Source organism: Sulfurovum sp., from assembly GCA_026990595.1.
Lineage (GTDB): Bacteria > Campylobacterota > Campylobacteria > Campylobacterales > Sulfurovaceae > Sulfurovum.
This window is the reverse complement of sequence record JALXCZ010000052.1, coordinates 79,697-94,737: the sequence shown is the minus strand read 5'-3', so window position 1 is coordinate 94,737 and position 15,041 is coordinate 79,697. Positions and strand designations below refer to the sequence as shown.

Sequence of the window (15,041 nt, the reverse complement as noted above, 5' to 3'; positions counted from 1 at the left end):
CCTACACAAAAGAATGGACAGGGACCTGATATTGGGAGTCAATACCTCTCGGCAGTATTCGTCAACAATGCAAAAGAGAGAAAAGTAGTAGAAAGGCTGATCAAAATACTGCAGAGCAAAGGCTTGACGATCGCTACAAAGGTTTTGGAGAAAAAACCTTTTTATACGGCAGAAGCATACCATCAGAACCATTATAAGCGTAAAGGGGGAACCCCGTACTGTCATAGGCGGGTGAAGAGGTTTTAACTGCAGCCTCCCCCGCCTTCTACGGCAAAGCTGTTGGTATAGCCACACTCTGTACATTCAAAAGAGAGTATCTTCGGTCCGGAACAGCCGCCGGAACGCTGGTCTGTGAGTTCTATGCTCTTTTGTCTGCATTTTGGACAGAAGCCTCTCTTGATGCTGTCAAGATGCTCTTTTTTCTCTTTAAGATAATAGATATACACACTGACCGATCCGATAAGGACAATAAGTAAAAAGGCTAAAAGATAAAAATCGATGGGAACTCCTTAAACGGTACTATAGGTTTTTAGTTCAGCCACAAGTTGCCTGTAGTTCGGTAGATGTTTCTCCACCCGTGCCCAAAAACTTTTCTGATGGTGCTTATGCTCGATATGTGCCAGCTCATGTACGATGAGGTATTGTATCACATCCAAAGGAAGCTTCATTGCCATAGTATTGAAACTCAGGTCATTTTTCATGTTGCAGCTTCCCCATTGACGCTTTGTTTTACGAAAAGAGATCCTGTTGGGGGTCAGTTTCATTTCAGATGCCCAGTACTCAACCTGTGCAGGGATGAATGCAGAGGCTTCCTTTTTGTAGAATTTGTCAATATGTTTTTGAAAAAGAGTTTCATCATAACGATGGTAGCGGAGTATGAATGTGCCATTTTCAAAGCTTAGTTCGGTTCTCTTTTTTGCCTGTTGACTCAGTATCAGAGGATAGGCTTTCCCATGGAAATAGATCTCTGTCTGCCTGGAGTAATCTAAAGTATTATCCTTTTTCTGTATAAGTTTTTCTCTTGAACGGTTGATCCAGGAAGATTTTTTAATAAGGAGTTTTTCTATGTAGTGCTGTGAGACCCTTGGAGATTTGATGATAAGGTCTCCCCCCTCATCAAATGTCAGGTAGGTATGTTTGAGTTTAGGGTTGATGATATGTCTGTATCGCGGTAGAAGAGACATACTCAATCGATGATCTTCCCGTTTCTGAAAGTGACCTGTCTGTGGATGCTGCCATCTTTGTTGTAGGCAACTGCCTTACCATTCTTGACACCATTGACATAGGTAGTGGAGATCATGACATCCCCATTCTCGTAGTATGCTTCCTGTATGCCATCTTTTTTCCCGTTGACATAAGGGACTTTCATCAGTACACGACCATGCTTGTCAAACCATGTCTCTACCCCGTCATTGACACCATTCTTGATGTGGGCGACAGAAGTGACTTTCCCGTCATAACCATATTTTTTAAGAATACCGTTCTTTCCTGTGTTGTCACTCATAATGAATTCGGAACGGACCTTTCCTCCGGTGAAGTACTCTTTTTTTACTTTTTTACCGAAAGGGACAGAAATATCGGAGGTACTGCAGCCGGTCATGAATATCACTAACAGAAGAGAAAGGAACAGTGTTGTTTTTTTCATAGAATGAACCTTCAAAATTGAATTATTGCCATTAGTATACAATAAATTACTTTGGCTTTCAAAAAGAGCCATGCCGGGTTATGGTATCATAGAGAAAAAAGGAGAAACAGGATGAGATCCTTATACTATGTGACAGTAATGTTCCTGCTGTTGCCTTCCTTTGCAGAGGCAGATTTTTTCTGGGTCGCTTTATTGGCAAAAGAGAGTGGTCTGAAGGAGCAGAGGCTGCTTGCTACGACAAAACTTGACAACTTGACAACTCCGCTGAAAAAAGCCTGGAAAGAGGGGTATGCGATCACTGACATCTCCCATTCTCCAAGACGCTGGTCGGTGGTCTTGAGCAAGGGAACAGCTGCCAAGAGACAGATGTATGTACACCGTAGGATCATGCATGAATTTCAGGATGTTGTCAACCGCTACGAAAAAAAGGGATATGCGTTGAGTAATGTGGAGAACGGGGTCGGTGCCTGGGTTGCTGTTTTTCAGAAAGGCGGCAAAATAGAGGGAACGGAGTTGGTGGTCGTTCGAGATGCGAAAACGTTAAGATATGAGATAAAAAGAGAGCAAGAGAGGGGGATGAAGCTCATAGATGTAGAAGCGGCAGAAGGGTACTGGACAGCTGTTTTTGCAAGGAAAGCACCATTCAAGGCACAGAGTTATGCTCTTGCAGAAGATAAAGAACATTTGGAAAAGATCATTGCAAAAAAGTGGAAAGAGGGGTACAGTCTGCAGAGTCTGGAGTACGGAAACAACCTCTGGTTCGCTCTTTTCTGCGAACGTGACAAGCCCCGTCAGGAGACCTATGTGCTCAGTGGCAAATATGGGAAATACAGACGGCTCATCGACAAGTACTGGCAGAAAGGGTACCGCATTACCGATCTTGCAGAGGCGAGAAAGTGACATTTGTTTAAACCCTCTGAATATCGAGATTATTCAGAGGATTCATTGTTCTAAATTATTAAAAAACAGGGTACAATATAATTCAGTAAAACTTATAATATACTATTTGTTTTATGAAAACTTTTGAGGAGAATGCCAATGAAAAAGAGAAAAGGATGGATCGTTATATTTGCAGTTCTGCCTGTGATAATATGCGCAGACAGTTTCTGGGTGGGTGTTTTTGCAAAGAACACGCCTTACACAGGACAGTCCTATACTACAAGTAAAAGCCTGTTGCATCTTAAGAATGCTATCGACAAAGAATGGGAGAAAGGCTCAGACATCATCGATATCTCCTACGGGCATGATGTCTGGATGGTACTCTACGGCAGGGGTGCAGGCTATACACAGCAAGCCTATATGCACAGACGTGACTTGAAAAAGTTCGCAAAAACAGTTAATGCCTACAAAGAAAAGGGGTTTGTTCTCATTAATATCGAGTATGGTGCCGGAGAGTGGCTGGGGGTATTTGCCAAAGGCGGCAAGACCAAAGAGGTGACATTTGTTTCCACGCGTTACTGGGAAGCTTTCGAGAAAAGCATTATCACGCATTGGAAAGAGGGCTCCATGCTGGTCGATGTAGAAGAGGCAGAAGGATACTGGACAGGTATTTTTGCCAAAAATACCAGTTTTAAAGAGCAGGCTTACGACAAAGTAGAGGAATGGGTAGATGTCGCAAGGCAGATCAAGAGACGATGGAAAGAGGGGTACCGTATTGTCAACATTGAGTACACTGCATCTGAGTGGTTCCTGCTCTTTGCCAAGTTTGACAAGCCCAGAGAAGAGGTCTTTGCCAACAATGAAGATATTGAAGATTTCAGAAAGACCATCCGTAAGTACTGGAAAGCAGGTTACTCTCTCATAGACCTTGCCAACGGCAGGTATTGATACTGACAACAGCTAAGGTCAAGGAGCTATCAGAAAAACCTGATCTGGTACAAGAGAAGGTTTGAAGAGTGCAAGGCTTCATTGGAGGTTTTGTAGACTTATTACCACGTCAAGCAAATCCCCGAAAGTTTGATGCAGTAATAATGTAAAATTATATTACCCCATCAAATACTTCTTGACCCGTAAAGCCGTAGCCAGTCTTTCGCGTTTCATACTTTTGGGAAGACCCTTGTTCAGTCTGTTCGTGATGGCGTTGGTGGAGCGGAGTTTGTACATGCCTGTTCTGTGCCAGTGTGCCATACCGCCTATGATGTAGACGGTATAGGAATTGACTGCCTTTGGGTAGGGACGTCTGGTTTCGTCAAGCAGGTTTATGCCAGTCATCTTTTTGATGTGATTGATATCTTTCATGACATTTGTGCGCCCTGTGCTTTGGAGCATGAACATCCCTCTGAAAGCATAGCCGTCTCCTGCCCAGATGTTGCCCAGTTTGTATTTTTTGCTTCGGTTCCTGTCTGCATACATGAGGTTGGCTATGGCTTTGATATTGGCTTTATGTATTTGGGTACGCCCGTATTTGCGTGCCAACGCCTCATGGGTTCGGAAGAACCTGCTGATACGCATAAGCCCTGCAGGAGTGTAGTTGAGGTTCTCTCTGGGAACTACTTTTCCGTGACGGTTGATGAGTGTTTCATGTACCGCCTGTGCCAGAAACCTGACTCTTCTGAGTTCTGTGTTGATCTTGAACATCTCTTTATAAAGTTCCAAAAGCCTGATGAGTTCCAGACAGAAGTAGCGGTCGAGGTTGTTACGTTGGAAAATAACACGTATCTGTCTGACCGTTAGTTTTTGCATGAAGTGCTCCTTTTTACTATTGTACATTAAAAAAATTACCTAAATATGTTATGATATTTGTAGGAAAAAGGAAAAAGATGTCTGTAGATAGAAGTGAGAACAACTCCGTATACCAAACATTTAAAGATAGGAAGATAGGCTTGGCACTCTCTGGCGGCGGACACAGGGCGGCAGTGTTCCATCTGGGGGTACTCTCCTATTTGGCGGAGAACGGGCTGCTGGAGAATGTGAAGCGTCTCTCCACCGTTTCCGGAGGTTCGGTGGTCATGGCGCTCATCTACAGGCTCAATGCCTACAACTTCCCCGACAGTAGAACCTATCTGGAGAACATACTCCCCCATGTGCGTCCCTACTTTACGGAACACTCCCTGCAGGGAAGTGCACTGCTGAATATGCTTAAGAAACTTACCTTTATCAACCGACACTCTATGCTTTCCTACACCCTGAGAGAAAACTGGAAGATCGATGTCAATATGCAGGATATTGCTGAGCATCCCGTATGGAGCATCAATACCACGGTATTGGAGACGGGAAAGTCCTGGCGGATAGAAAAGCAGAAGATGGGAAGTTACGGGTTGGGATATGTAACCTACCCGGAGATGGATCTGGCAGATGCCATTGCTGCATCAGCAGGGTTTCCCATAGGCATAGGACCGTTAAAGCTGAAAACACGGAAGTATGACTTCTTCCCGAAGAGCATGCCTGAGCAAAAAAGTCTGCTGCTGTATGATGGCGGGCTTTATGACAATCTTGGGATCGAAGTTCTGATCAAGAAGAATTTTACAAAGTTTGCCAAAGGGATCGACTTTGCGATGCTCAGTGATGCCTCAAAGCCTTTGGAGACGGAGTCTGTACGCTACTGGAGCCGTGTAGGCAGGATCATCGATGTCTCAACCGAGCAGATACGCAGCCTGAAAGTACGGCTCTTTCACAAATTTCTGCATGAAAACAAAGGAGACTGTATGCATATACGCATAGGAACCGAATATGCAAGCCTGGAACAGGATGCTCACTCCGCCAAGTCAGTCGCTACCAACCTTAAAAAAATGTCACAGGCAGACTTTGAGTCTTTGCAGGCAAACGGGTATACCACGGCAATGAAGATGTTCGATAGGTATTTGACAGAAATTTGACATAAATAGGGTAGAATACAATATGAATTTAGATTTTTTAAGGAAAAAGAACGAATGAAAACCCTTTTTAAAACCATAGCTATTTTACTCTCTTTGGGTTTGGTTCTTGTTTACGCAGCTCCTGTGGAACATAATAAAAGTATACACCTGACAAAAGAAGAGAAAAACTTTCTTAAATCACATCCTGTGATCACTGCACACAATGAAGCAGATTATCCTCCCTATAATTTTATTGAAGATGGAAAGCCCAAAGGTTTTTCCATTGATTATCTTGATCTTCTGGCAAAAAGACTGGGCATCAAAGTGAAATATATATCCGGACATACCTGGGCAGAATTCATGGACATGGCTCGTCATAACAAGATCGATGTGATGCTCAATATCATGCGTACACCGCAAAGAGAAAAGTTCCTTCATTTTACACAGCCTTATGCAGGAACCAAAAAAGCCATATTTACCAATGATGCCAAAATAAAAACATTACGGGATCTGGACGGGAAGACGGTTTCAGTCATAAAAGGTTATTTTATGCAGCATTTTTTGGAAGCCTATCATCCTGATATCACATTAAAACTTGAAAAAAATGCACGCAGTTGTATTGTTTCGGTAAAAAATGGAAGCAGTGATGCAACGGTCGGAAGCAGTGGTATTCTGCGTTATCTTATGAAGGACAATAAACTCTATCTTGCCTATGGGCATCTGATCAATGACAGACGACTGTCTCTGGATCTGAATATCGCAACATCCCCTGATAAAGCCACCTTAAGAGATATTCTGCAAAAAGCAATGTACAGCGTGAGTAATAGTGAGCTGAATGCCATAAAAGAGAAATGGATAGGCACAGAAGAGTTAAAGATCCCGGTTACCGGGACGTTGACAAAAGAAGAGTTGGCATATCTTCGTAAAAAGAGAGTGGTAAAGATGTGTATTGATCCTGATTGGCAGCCTATAGAGTTTGCAGATACATCAAACGGATTTATCACCAAAGGTATCTCTACTGATACGATGAACGTGATAGGAAAAGATCTGAATATAACATTCAAAGCTGTGCCTACACGTAATTGGAGTGAATCCCAGCATTATCTGAAAGAGAAGAAGTGTGATATCCTTCCTGCTGCTGCCAAAACAAAAAAACGTGAAGCATATGCGCGGTTCACCTATCCGTACTTGGACTATAAACTGGCGATCATCACGAAGGATGATCAGGGCTTTGTCAGCAGTCTTATGGATATTATAGATAAACCCATAGCAAGAAAAAAAGGATCAGCTCTTATTGCTCAGCTGCAGAAACTCTACCCGGCTGTAAATATCGTTGAGGCGGATGATGCTCTGGAATCTTTTAAAATGGTAGACGACGGCAGAGCATACGCAACAATCTCCACCTTGCCCGTTGCATCGTTTTACATTAATAAATACAATCTTAAATCTATCGGTATTGCCGGTTATACGGACATGCGACTCCGACTTTCCATTGCAGTACGCAATGATGATCCGTTGCTTCTATCGATACTTGACAAGGCACTTGCAACGATCCCTCGGGAACAACATAAGCTGATCTATGACAGATGGGTCGGCAGACAGTCATTTCAACCTTTTAATTATTGGTATCTTCTGTATGTCTTGGCCGCCTTCCTTGTAGTCGTACTGCTTGGTATTTACCGTCAATATGTTTTGAAAGAAGCGAACAAAGGACTGGCAAGTGCCGTGAAGATCAAAACAGAAGAGAACCTCAAGCAGCAGCAGCTTTTGCAGGAGCAGTCAAAATTGGCAGCCATGGGTGAGATGATAGGTGCGATCGCCCACCAGTGGCGACAACCTCTGAATGCCTTGGGATTGAGTATCCAAAATCTTGAATATGATTTTATTGATGGTCATGTAGATGAAGCATTCATTAAACACTATGTGAAAAAGAACAAAGAGACCATTGAATTCATGAGTCAAACAATAGACGATTTTAAGAACTTTTTTAAAGTAGATAAAATAAAAGAAGCGTTCGGTGTAAAAAAAGCCATTGAAGAGACAGTTTCCATACAGGAAGCCTCTTTGAAAAAGCACAATATAACATTGAAGATCATCGGTGATGATTTTAACATTTACGGTTTTCGCAGTGAATTCCAACAGGTTATTCTGAATATTCTTACGAATGCTGCTTATGAATTAAAAGACGGTAGAACGGAGCATCCGGAAATAATTATTGTTCTGCAAGAAAAAATGGTCACGATCAGTGATAATGCTTCCGGCATACCAGAGGAGATATTTGACAGGATATTTGAACCGTATTTTACCACTAAAGAGCAGGGAGAAGGCACAGGTATAGGGCTGTATATGTCCAAAGTGATCATTGAAGAGAATATGGGCGGCAGATTAAGTGCGATAAATCTCAAAGAGAGTGGAGCCTCTTTTGTTATTGATCTGAGAGAAAGACCATGATGAAACAAAAACTCCCTACTATACTGTTCGTTGAGGATGAGCCGGAAGTACGGTTTGAACTCAAGAGGTTTTTGCAACGCTATAGCCGTGATGTGATGACGGCAGGTAATGGAGAAGAAGGGTTGGCTCTTTTTCAATTACACACTCCGGATATTGTGATCAGTGATATAAAGATGCCAAAAATGAATGGTATTGACATGGCAAAAAAGATCAAAGAACTCTCTCCTGAACAAACCATTATCTTCACAACGGCACATAGTGACAACAATTATTTTCTCGAAGCGATCGAGATGCAGGTCGAGGGGTATATACTTAAACCGGTAGACCTAGGACTTTTGAAAAAAAAGATACATGACATCCATAGAAATATAGAATTTGAAAAACAGAAAAGACTCTATGAAAGTATATTGAATGATGTTGCACAGATGCAGAATACAATGCTTGCAGTGTATAATAAAAATGGGTTACCGGTTTTTTATAACAAAAAACTGCTTACTTTTTTAGGGTATGCATCGCTTGAAGAGTTCTTGAACAGATATGAATCTTTGAGTAAGAGGTTTGAGAAGAAAGAGGGATGTTTCTCTCCTGATAATAATGAAATACAGTGGATCAAAGAGATAAAAGGAATAGCAGAGGATAAACGTATTGTGTCAATACAGGATACAAAACTGTCAGAATCAAAATTTTTCCTGGTCTCTTTATCGGATAAAACAGAAAGTCAAAATATAATTGTTACCTTTTCGGAGGTTACATCTATAGTCAAAGAAAAGCGTCAATATAAACATGAAGCCTATACCGATGAACTGACACAAATTAATAATCGTACCAAATTCAATATTTTACTTGATAAAGCAATAGATAAAAGCAAAAAGGATCAAAGTAACTTGAGCATTATGCTTCTTGATATTGACAATTTCAAACAGGTAAATGACCGTCATGGTCATACCGTTGGAGACAATGTACTTAAATTGTTCACTACCCTTGTTTTGAAGCATATAAGAACTACAGATTCCTTGTCACGCTGGGGAGGGGAAGAGTTTATTTTACTTTTGTCCGGAACTACTTTGGAAAATGCTAAAATTACTGCAGAGCATTTACGTTTGATTATTGAGAAATATGATTTTGGTATCGATAAAAAATTAACGTGCAGTTTCGGTGTGACAGAAGTACATAGTGAGGACACAAGTAAAAGTCTGTTTGAACGCGTTGATAGAGCGCTGTATAAAGCCAAGGACAGTGGGCGAAACAGGGTTGTGATAATAAATGAATAATTCGGTTTCTATCGGATTCCCATTCCTTATAATATGGTTGTTATTAAATTCAAGTGGGTATAGAAGTGGAGAGTTGTTGTGAATTTTAACTGGCAGAGAGGAAGGGATTCGAACCCTCGATGAGTTGCCCCATACACGAGTTCCAGTCGTGCGCCTTCGACCACTCGGCCACCTCTCTATAGTACTTAGGTTGAAAACATGAGTGGATGTTTTACGTTAAAGTTGTGAAGTACCTCTCCCCAGATGGCTGCGGCACACGAGAAAGAGAGATGGGCTGCTACGTTCCCGTCCTGACCCGTTGTCCCTCAGTCCCGTTGCACAGGTCTGAAAAGAGGCAAGCGGATTATAGCAAAGCGTTGCTTAATGATCCCCATTTACATGATCTATGGTTATTGTTCATTATGAGAGATGCTCCACTCATCGAAGGGAAGTGCTTCAAAATGTAATTTTTCAATGTCAAAATGGTAACTATTGGCAATGGTAACAATGGTGATCTTTTCAATAGCATGCTTTTTTAAAAGAGAGAATTTATTTTGTGCTTTGACCCAAAAGTGTTCTTCGCTCTCAAAAGCAGCGGGAATAATAAGCTCATTATTATCTGTGATGTAGCCATGCAGACCTAACGTACGAAATACTATTTTGTGTTTAATAAGTGTCAGGGCGATCATACTGTCAAATTGTGCACCAAAAGGCTGACCTGCGGTAAGGTACTTTACAAAAGCAAAATCATATAAAAGCATTTTTTTACCACTGCGTTTGATGCCATTGTCAATAAAGTAAACCAGCCCCTCTTCTTGAAACTGCTTCATTGTGTTGTAGACAAAATCTTTTGAGATCTTGAAATACTCCTTGGTAAAACTATAGATCTGATGCACGGTGAGAGGTTGGGTATTGTAGCGTGCCAAAATAAGAATGAGGGATTGTTCATTGGGGCTGAACTGTTGCTGGAAGAACTGTTTCATAAAAAGTGTATTGTTCTTGATGTGTTTTGCCATTTCAGGCAGTGTGCCTGACTTGAGAAAATGGTTGAATGCAATACTCCCCGAAGCAGCAGGCTCAAAAGCAAGAAATTCTTCATAATCCAGTAGAAAAAGTTGCAACTGCGTAAACTTCTCTTCTTTCAAAGGCAAACGACTGATGACAATAAGACGGCTGACAGTAGGAAAGTATTCAAGCATTCCCTCCTCGTAGTGATCCAGTATCAGTTCATTAATATGATACTCCTCTATATAAGCCTGAAGAGGAAGCGTATCCAGCGTACTGAGAATGAGGTTTGGGTCTTCCAGATCTATGTAGAGAGAGTACCTGTCCTGCTGGCTGAGGTAGTCTAATATGAGAGCTGTTTTCCCTGATCCCCTTGCACCATAAAGGTTGATATCTCCCCTGGAGGGTAGATTTGTTTTTCGTAAAACAAAATAGTCATTTTCCGGGGGATTCTCATGATAATATTCTAGAAGATCCATGAAAATATGCCTTTCTTTCCTTATAAAAAGGAAACTAATTTCAATATTGTAGCGTTTTTAGTCTGAAAAGTATTGCACCTTTGAGAAAGTTTGGGTATAATTCGCATTCCTAAATTTATGTTAGAGGGTTTATCCCCTGTGTTTAGGCACCTTGGCTTTGCCTTGCTAACGAGTTCTTTAAAGGGTAAATATGGAAAAAATTAGATTAAAGCTTAAAGCTTACGATCACAGAGTGTTAGACAGATCAGTTGCTGCTATAGTAGATGCAGTTAAACGTACAGGTGCAGAGATTAGAGGGCCGATTCCAATGCCAACTAAATTGAAGCGTTATACGGTTCTTAAATCACCACACGTAAACAAAGATGCACGTGAGCAGTTTGAGATCAGAATTCACGGAAGAATGATCGATATCGTTTCGGCTACTTCAGATACTATTGATTCACTTATGAAGTTGGATCTGGCACCTGAAATCGAAGTTGAAATCAGATCAATGGACAAGTAGGAGTAGAAAATGGAATTTATTGTAGAAAAAATTGGTATGAGCAGAACTGTTGATGTACCAAGTGTTCCAGTTACACTTCTTAAAGTCGTTGAAACGAAAGTTTGTGAAGTGAAAGAAGACGGTAAAGCACTTGTTGCGTATAACTCAAGTAAAAAACTCAATAAAAGCATTGAAGGTCAGCAGACTAAATTTGGTGTTTCCAAAGAGTTTAACAAATTTATGACAATTGAAGTAGCTGAAGGTACTGAAGCGGGTGATCTTAATCCTGCTGCCTTAGCAGAAGCAGCACTTGTAAAAACATCTTTAGATACTAAAGGTAGAGGTTTTTCCGGTGGTATGAAACGTCACGGATTTGGTGGTGGACCTGGTTCACACGGGCATAGATTTGGTAGACGTATCGGTTCTATCGGTAATGCTGAGTGGCCTGGACGTGTTCAAAAAGGTAAGAAAATGCCTGGACAATACGGTAACACTAAAACAACTGTAAAAAATGATGTCATCTCATTTGATGCTGAGAACGGCATCCTAGTATTAAAAGGTTCGATCCCTGGACACAATGGTGCTAGAGGATTAGTAAGGATAGTTAAATAATGAAAACAACAGTAATTAAAACAACAGACCTTCCAAAAGCATTTTTAGAAGTTCACCCACATAACCTTTACCTTTATTGTAAAGCGTATGCATCGGGACTTAGAGCAAACACGGCACAGACTAAAAACAGATCTGCTGTAAGTGGTGGCGGTAAAAAACCATGGGCTCAAAAAGGTGGAGGACGTGCAAGAGCAGGTTCACTGAGATCTCCTATCTTTGTAGGTGGTGGTGTTGCATTTGGTCCAAGTACAAATAAAAACTATGACCAAAAAGTAAACAAAAAGCAAAAGAAGCTTGCACTTTACCATGCCCTGGCAGAAATGGCTGCGAATGAGAGACTTTTTGTAGTAGACAATATTGCTATTGAGTCTGGTAAAACAAAAGATGCTTTGGCGTTCGTAAATGGTCTTGAGCAAAGAGATGTACTTGTGGTAAAAGAGATGATCGATGATAAGACTTTCTTAGCATTCAGAAATCTTCAGAACGCATACCTTATTGAATCAAACGAGCTTAACGCTTATCTTGCTGCTGCATATCACTCTATCGTGATCGAAAAAGCAATATTTGATAAATTGACTAAAGAGGCTTAAGATGGCAGATATTACAGATATTAAATCAATTATGTATACAGAGAAGAGTTTGGCTCTTCAGGAAGAGGGTGTCATCGTAGTTCAAACAACTCCAAGAATGACTAAAAACGGTCTTAAAGAAGTCTTTAAAGAGTTCTTCGGGATCAATCCACTTAGAGTAAACTCAATGAGAGTGAACGGTAAAGTGAAAAGATTTAAAGGTATCGAAGGGAAAAGACCAGACTTGAAAAAGTTCTATGTGAAACTTCCTGAAGATGCTAAAATCGAAAGCTTAGCGGTATAAGGATAGAAGATGGCAATTAAAACATATAAACCAACCACACCTTCACGTCGTTATATGACTAACCTTGACAGTGGTGATATCACTGCTAAAGCAAGTGTTAGAGCACTACTGAAGAATCTTCCGAGATCTGCAGGTAGAAACAGTAACGGTAGAATCACTTCTCGTCACAGAGAAGCAGGTGCTAAAAAACTATACAGAATCATTGATTTTAAAAGAAATAAGTTCAACATTGAAGGAACAGTAGCTACTGTTGAGTACGATCCATACAGAAACTGTAGAATCTGTCTTATCAAATATGTTGATGGTGACAAAAGATACGTACTTCAGCCAAAAGGTTTGAATGTCGGTGATAAGATCATGTCTGCTGAAGATGGGCTTGACATTAAGACCGGGAATGCAATGAAATTGAAAGCTATTCCGGTTGGTACATTGGTACACAACATTGAGATGAGCCCAGGACACGGTGGTCAGATTGCAAGATCTGCCGGTGGATACGCTCAGATCATGGGTAGAGACGGTAAGTACGTTTCACTGAGACTTCCATCTGGTGAGATGAGATACATTCTTGGTGAGTGTCTGGCAACGATCGGTGCTGTTGGAAATGAAGACTTTTCCAACATTGTTATTGGTAAAGCCGGTAGAAGCAGACACCTTGGTATCAGACCACAGACACGTGGTTCTGCGATGAACCCAATTGATCACCCACATGGTGGTGGTGAAGGTAAAACGAACTCTGGACGTCATCCGGTATCTCCATGGGGTACTCCGGCTAAAGGATTCAAGACTCGTAAGAAACAAGCTAGTGATAAGTTAATTATCTCTAAGAGAAAAAAGTAAGGGGCTAAGATATGGCAAGATCGACAAAAAAAGGTCCATTCATTGATGGTCACCTAATGAAAAAAGTATTAGCGGCAAAAGAAGCTGGAGATAAAAAACCAATTAAAACTTGGTCAAGAAGATCTGTGATCTTCCCTGAGTTCATTGGTTTGACAATCAATGTACATAATGGTAGACAATTTGTACCAGTATTTGTAACTGAAAATCATGTAGGTTACAAACTTGGTGAATTTGCACCAACAAGAACATTTAAGGGCCACAAAGGTTCTGTGCAAAAGAAGGTAGGTTAAGATGAGTAGAGCATTATTAAAATTCGTAAGAGTTTCTCCTACCAAAGCAAGACTGATTGCTAGAGAAGTGCAGGGCATGAATGCTGAACTTGCACTTGCAGCATTGGAATTTATGCCTAATAAGGCAGCAGGTATCATCTCTAAAGTGATCGCTTCAGCAGTGGCTAACGGTGATTATGAACCTGAAGAGGTAGTGATCTCTTCTTGCAGAGTGGATAAAGCAGCTGTCATGAAAAGATGGAGACCAAGAGCAAGAGGTACTGCTTCACGTATTATCAAGCCAACGGCACACATTTTAGTAGAAGTAGGTGTGGCATCTGTTGAACCAGAAGCTCCAGTGAAAAAAGCAGCAGCGAAACCTGCAGTTAAAAAAGCAGCACCTAAAGCAGCCAAGAAATCAGAAAATAAAAAAGCTGAGACTAAAGGTGATGATCTGACTAAAATTGTTGGTATCGGTAAAGTGTATGCTGGCAAGCTTAATGATGAGGGTATCTTCACCTATGCAGATGTAGCAAATATGTCTGAAGCACAAATTGCAATGATGGAAGAGAAGTATACCTTTAAGGGTGACTTCAAAGAGTCTGTTGCAGATGCGAAAAACTTCGTAAACGGAAAGGACGCGTAATGGGTCAAAAAGTAAATCCTATAGGTCTTAGACTTGGAATCAACAGAAACTGGGAATCAAGATGGTTTCCGGCAAAAGGAAGAACAGCTGATTTTATTGCTGAAGATTACAAGATCAGAAAATACCTTAAAAAAGAACTTTTCTATGCAGGTGTTTCTAACATCATCATTGAAAGAACAGTTAAAAAATTAAGAATCAATATTGTAACTGCTAGACCTGGTATCATTATCGGAAAAAAAGGTGCAGATATTGAAAAGTTGAAAGCAACGCTTATCAAAATGCTTGGTAAAGATGTAGCGATCAATATTAAAGAAGAGAAGCGTCCACAAGCTTCAGGTCAACTTGCTGCTGAAAATGTTGCAACACAACTTGAAAGAAGAACTGCCTTTAGACGTGCGATGAAAAAAGTGATCCAGGGAGCATTGAAATCAGGTGCAAAAGGGATCAAAGTTTCAGTATCAGGTAGACTTGGTGGAGCTGAAATGGCTAGAACAGAGTGGTACCTAGAGGGAAGAGTTCCTTTGCATACACTAAGAGCTAAAATCGATTACGGTTTTGCTGAAGCACATACTACATATGGGATCATCGGAATCAAAGTATGGATCTTCAAAGGTGAAGTACTAGCAAAAGGTATTCAAGCTGAGCCAAAAGAAGAGAAAAAAGGTGGTCGCAGACCATCTAGAAAGAGAGGTGAATAAC

The 15,041-nt window shown here is 40.9% G+C and carries 19 protein-coding genes, 1 tRNA gene and 1 other RNA gene; 14 read left to right on the top strand and 7 right to left on the bottom strand.

Annotated features, from left to right (window positions below):
* The coding region (locus MVE01_RS10830; RefSeq protein ID WP_472562195.1) for a peptide-methionine (S)-S-oxide reductase at positions 1 to 246 on the top strand (246 nt) is incomplete at its 5' end.
* Here the strand turns inward: MVE01_RS10830 and MVE01_RS10825 are convergent.
* The 3 genes from MVE01_RS10825 to MVE01_RS10815 all read right to left on the bottom strand — a co-directional run bounded on the left by MVE01_RS10825 (position 243) and on the right by MVE01_RS10815 (position 1,645).
* A complete protein-coding gene (locus MVE01_RS10825) occupies positions 243 to 446 on the bottom strand; it encodes a hypothetical protein (protein WP_472562194.1) in 204 nt (67 codons plus the stop codon). The genes MVE01_RS10830 and MVE01_RS10825 overlap by 4 nt on opposite strands.
* Positions 447 to 509: 63 nt before the next feature.
* Positions 510 to 1,184 carry a M48 family metallopeptidase gene (locus MVE01_RS10820; protein WP_472562193.1) on the bottom strand — a complete coding sequence of 225 codons (675 nt, stop codon included), beginning with the start codon at positions 1,182 to 1,184 and terminating at the stop codon, positions 510 to 512.
* Positions 1,185 to 1,186: 2 nt separating this feature from the next.
* The gene (locus MVE01_RS10815) at positions 1,187 to 1,645 is read right to left on the bottom strand and encodes a toxin-antitoxin system YwqK family antitoxin (protein ID WP_472562192.1); all 459 of its coding nucleotides are present in this window, start codon (positions 1,643 to 1,645) and stop codon (positions 1,187 to 1,189) included.
* A gap of 111 nt (positions 1,646 to 1,756) precedes the next feature.
* On the opposite strand from MVE01_RS10815, the gene MVE01_RS10810 reads away from it, so the two are divergent.
* The gene (locus MVE01_RS10810; RefSeq protein WP_472562191.1) at positions 1,757 to 2,545 is read left to right on the top strand and encodes a DUF7477 domain-containing protein; all 789 of its coding nucleotides are present in this window, start codon (positions 1,757 to 1,759) and stop codon (positions 2,543 to 2,545) included.
* Between the two features lie 138 nt (positions 2,546 to 2,683).
* Positions 2,684 to 3,472, top strand: coding sequence for a DUF7477 domain-containing protein (locus MVE01_RS10805; protein WP_472562190.1), 789 nt, complete (start codon positions 2,684 to 2,686; stop codon positions 3,470 to 3,472).
* Between the two features lie 156 nt (positions 3,473 to 3,628).
* On the opposite strand, the gene MVE01_RS10800 is transcribed toward MVE01_RS10805, so the two are convergent.
* Positions 3,629 to 4,327, bottom strand: a complete 699-nt coding sequence (locus tag MVE01_RS10800; RefSeq protein ID WP_472562189.1) for a hypothetical protein — start codon at positions 4,325 to 4,327, stop codon at positions 3,629 to 3,631.
* Positions 4,328 to 4,404: 77 nt separating this feature from the next.
* On the opposite strand from MVE01_RS10800, the gene MVE01_RS10795 reads away from it, so the two are divergent.
* From MVE01_RS10795 to MVE01_RS10785, 3 genes are read left to right on the top strand one after another with little or no spacing between them, the layout of a single operon-like run.
* The gene (locus MVE01_RS10795; RefSeq protein ID WP_472562188.1) at positions 4,405 to 5,460 is read left to right on the top strand and encodes a patatin-like phospholipase family protein; all 1,056 of its coding nucleotides are present in this window, start codon (positions 4,405 to 4,407) and stop codon (positions 5,458 to 5,460) included.
* 54 nt (positions 5,461 to 5,514) lie between these two features.
* The gene (locus MVE01_RS10790) at positions 5,515 to 7,890 is read left to right on the top strand and encodes a transporter substrate-binding domain-containing protein (RefSeq protein WP_472562187.1); all 2,376 of its coding nucleotides are present in this window, start codon (positions 5,515 to 5,517) and stop codon (positions 7,888 to 7,890) included.
* The gene (locus MVE01_RS10785) at positions 7,890 to 9,161 is read left to right on the top strand and encodes a GGDEF domain-containing response regulator (RefSeq protein WP_472562186.1); all 1,272 of its coding nucleotides are present in this window, start codon (positions 7,890 to 7,892) and stop codon (positions 9,159 to 9,161) included. The genes MVE01_RS10790 and MVE01_RS10785 overlap by 1 nt, the downstream gene beginning before the upstream one ends.
* Positions 9,162 to 9,251: 90 nt before the next feature.
* Here the strand turns inward: MVE01_RS10785 and MVE01_RS10780 are convergent.
* From MVE01_RS10780 to MVE01_RS10770, 3 genes are all read right to left on the bottom strand, one after another.
* Positions 9,252 to 9,339: transfer RNA gene (locus MVE01_RS10780), tRNA-Ser, on the bottom strand.
* A gap of 55 nt (positions 9,340 to 9,394) precedes the next feature.
* Positions 9,395 to 9,492, bottom strand: an RNA gene (gene ffs, locus MVE01_RS10775) — signal recognition particle sRNA small type.
* A gap of 58 nt (positions 9,493 to 9,550) precedes the next feature.
* Positions 9,551 to 10,624 carry an ATP-binding protein gene (locus tag MVE01_RS10770; protein WP_472562185.1) on the bottom strand — a complete coding sequence of 358 codons (1,074 nt, stop codon included), beginning with the start codon at positions 10,622 to 10,624 and terminating at the stop codon, positions 9,551 to 9,553.
* A 190-nt stretch (positions 10,625 to 10,814) separates the two neighbouring features.
* On the opposite strand from MVE01_RS10770, the gene rpsJ reads away from it, so the two are divergent.
* From rpsJ to rpsC, 8 genes are read left to right on the top strand one after another with little or no spacing between them, the layout of a single operon-like run.
* A complete protein-coding gene (rpsJ, locus tag MVE01_RS10765) occupies positions 10,815 to 11,126 on the top strand; it encodes a 30S ribosomal protein S10 (RefSeq protein ID WP_067332488.1) in 312 nt (103 codons plus the stop codon).
* Between the two features lie 9 nt (positions 11,127 to 11,135).
* Positions 11,136 to 11,717 carry a 50S ribosomal protein L3 gene (rplC, locus tag MVE01_RS10760; RefSeq protein WP_472562184.1) on the top strand — a complete coding sequence of 194 codons (582 nt, stop codon included), beginning with the start codon at positions 11,136 to 11,138 and terminating at the stop codon, positions 11,715 to 11,717.
* Positions 11,717 to 12,307 (top strand): 50S ribosomal protein L4, encoded by a 591-nt coding sequence (gene rplD / locus MVE01_RS10755; RefSeq protein WP_472562183.1) that lies wholly within the window; start codon positions 11,717 to 11,719, stop codon positions 12,305 to 12,307. Before rplC ends, rplD begins: the two co-directional genes overlap by 1 nt.
* Before the next feature lies 1 nt (position 12,308).
* Entirely contained in the window at positions 12,309 to 12,590 is a 282-nt protein-coding gene (locus MVE01_RS10750; RefSeq protein WP_295421090.1) for a 50S ribosomal protein L23, read from the top strand.
* A gap of 9 nt (positions 12,591 to 12,599) precedes the next feature.
* Positions 12,600 to 13,427: a 50S ribosomal protein L2 gene (gene rplB, locus MVE01_RS10745; protein ID WP_472562182.1), complete on the top strand. Its 828-nt coding sequence runs from the start codon at positions 12,600 to 12,602 to the stop codon at positions 13,425 to 13,427.
* A gap of 11 nt (positions 13,428 to 13,438) precedes the next feature.
* Positions 13,439 to 13,717, top strand: coding sequence for a 30S ribosomal protein S19 (gene rpsS / locus MVE01_RS10740; RefSeq protein WP_472562181.1), 279 nt, complete (start codon positions 13,439 to 13,441; stop codon positions 13,715 to 13,717).
* 1 nt (position 13,718) lies between these two features.
* A complete protein-coding gene (gene rplV, locus MVE01_RS10735) occupies positions 13,719 to 14,342 on the top strand; it encodes a 50S ribosomal protein L22 (RefSeq protein WP_472562180.1) in 624 nt (207 codons plus the stop codon).
* Positions 14,342 to 15,040 (top strand): 30S ribosomal protein S3, encoded by a 699-nt coding sequence (gene rpsC, locus MVE01_RS10730; RefSeq protein WP_472562179.1) that lies wholly within the window; start codon positions 14,342 to 14,344, stop codon positions 15,038 to 15,040. Before rplV ends, rpsC begins: the two co-directional genes overlap by 1 nt.
* The last annotated feature ends 1 nt before the right edge of the window (position 15,041 follow it).

Coding starts and splice junctions, on each gene's coding strand:
- MVE01_RS10820 (WP_472562193.1), bottom strand. CDS start 1,184: ATGTCTCTTCTACCGCGATACAGACATATCATCAACCCTAAACTCAAA.
- MVE01_RS10815 (WP_472562192.1), bottom strand. CDS start 1,645: ATGAAAAAAACAACACTGTTCCTTTCTCTTCTGTTAGTGATATTCATG.
- MVE01_RS10810 (WP_472562191.1), top strand. CDS start 1,757: ATGAGATCCTTATACTATGTGACAGTAATGTTCCTGCTGTTGCCTTCC.
- MVE01_RS10805 (WP_472562190.1), top strand. CDS start 2,684: ATGAAAAAGAGAAAAGGATGGATCGTTATATTTGCAGTTCTGCCTGTG.
- MVE01_RS10800 (WP_472562189.1), bottom strand. CDS start 4,327: ATGCAAAAACTAACGGTCAGACAGATACGTGTTATTTTCCAACGTAAC.
- MVE01_RS10795 (WP_472562188.1), top strand. CDS start 4,405: ATGTCTGTAGATAGAAGTGAGAACAACTCCGTATACCAAACATTTAAA.
- MVE01_RS10790 (WP_472562187.1), top strand. CDS start 5,515: ATGAAAACCCTTTTTAAAACCATAGCTATTTTACTCTCTTTGGGTTTG.
- MVE01_RS10785 (WP_472562186.1), top strand. CDS start 7,890: ATGAAACAAAAACTCCCTACTATACTGTTCGTTGAGGATGAGCCGGAA.
- MVE01_RS10770 (WP_472562185.1), bottom strand. CDS start 10,624: ATGGATCTTCTAGAATATTATCATGAGAATCCCCCGGAAAATGACTAT.
- rpsJ (WP_067332488.1), top strand. CDS start 10,815: ATGGAAAAAATTAGATTAAAGCTTAAAGCTTACGATCACAGAGTGTTA.
- rplC (WP_472562184.1), top strand. CDS start 11,136: ATGGAATTTATTGTAGAAAAAATTGGTATGAGCAGAACTGTTGATGTA.
- rplD (WP_472562183.1), top strand. CDS start 11,717: ATGAAAACAACAGTAATTAAAACAACAGACCTTCCAAAAGCATTTTTA.
- MVE01_RS10750 (WP_295421090.1), top strand. CDS start 12,309: ATGGCAGATATTACAGATATTAAATCAATTATGTATACAGAGAAGAGT.
- rplB (WP_472562182.1), top strand. CDS start 12,600: ATGGCAATTAAAACATATAAACCAACCACACCTTCACGTCGTTATATG.
- rpsS (WP_472562181.1), top strand. CDS start 13,439: ATGGCAAGATCGACAAAAAAAGGTCCATTCATTGATGGTCACCTAATG.
- rplV (WP_472562180.1), top strand. CDS start 13,719: ATGAGTAGAGCATTATTAAAATTCGTAAGAGTTTCTCCTACCAAAGCA.
- rpsC (WP_472562179.1), top strand. CDS start 14,342: ATGGGTCAAAAAGTAAATCCTATAGGTCTTAGACTTGGAATCAACAGA.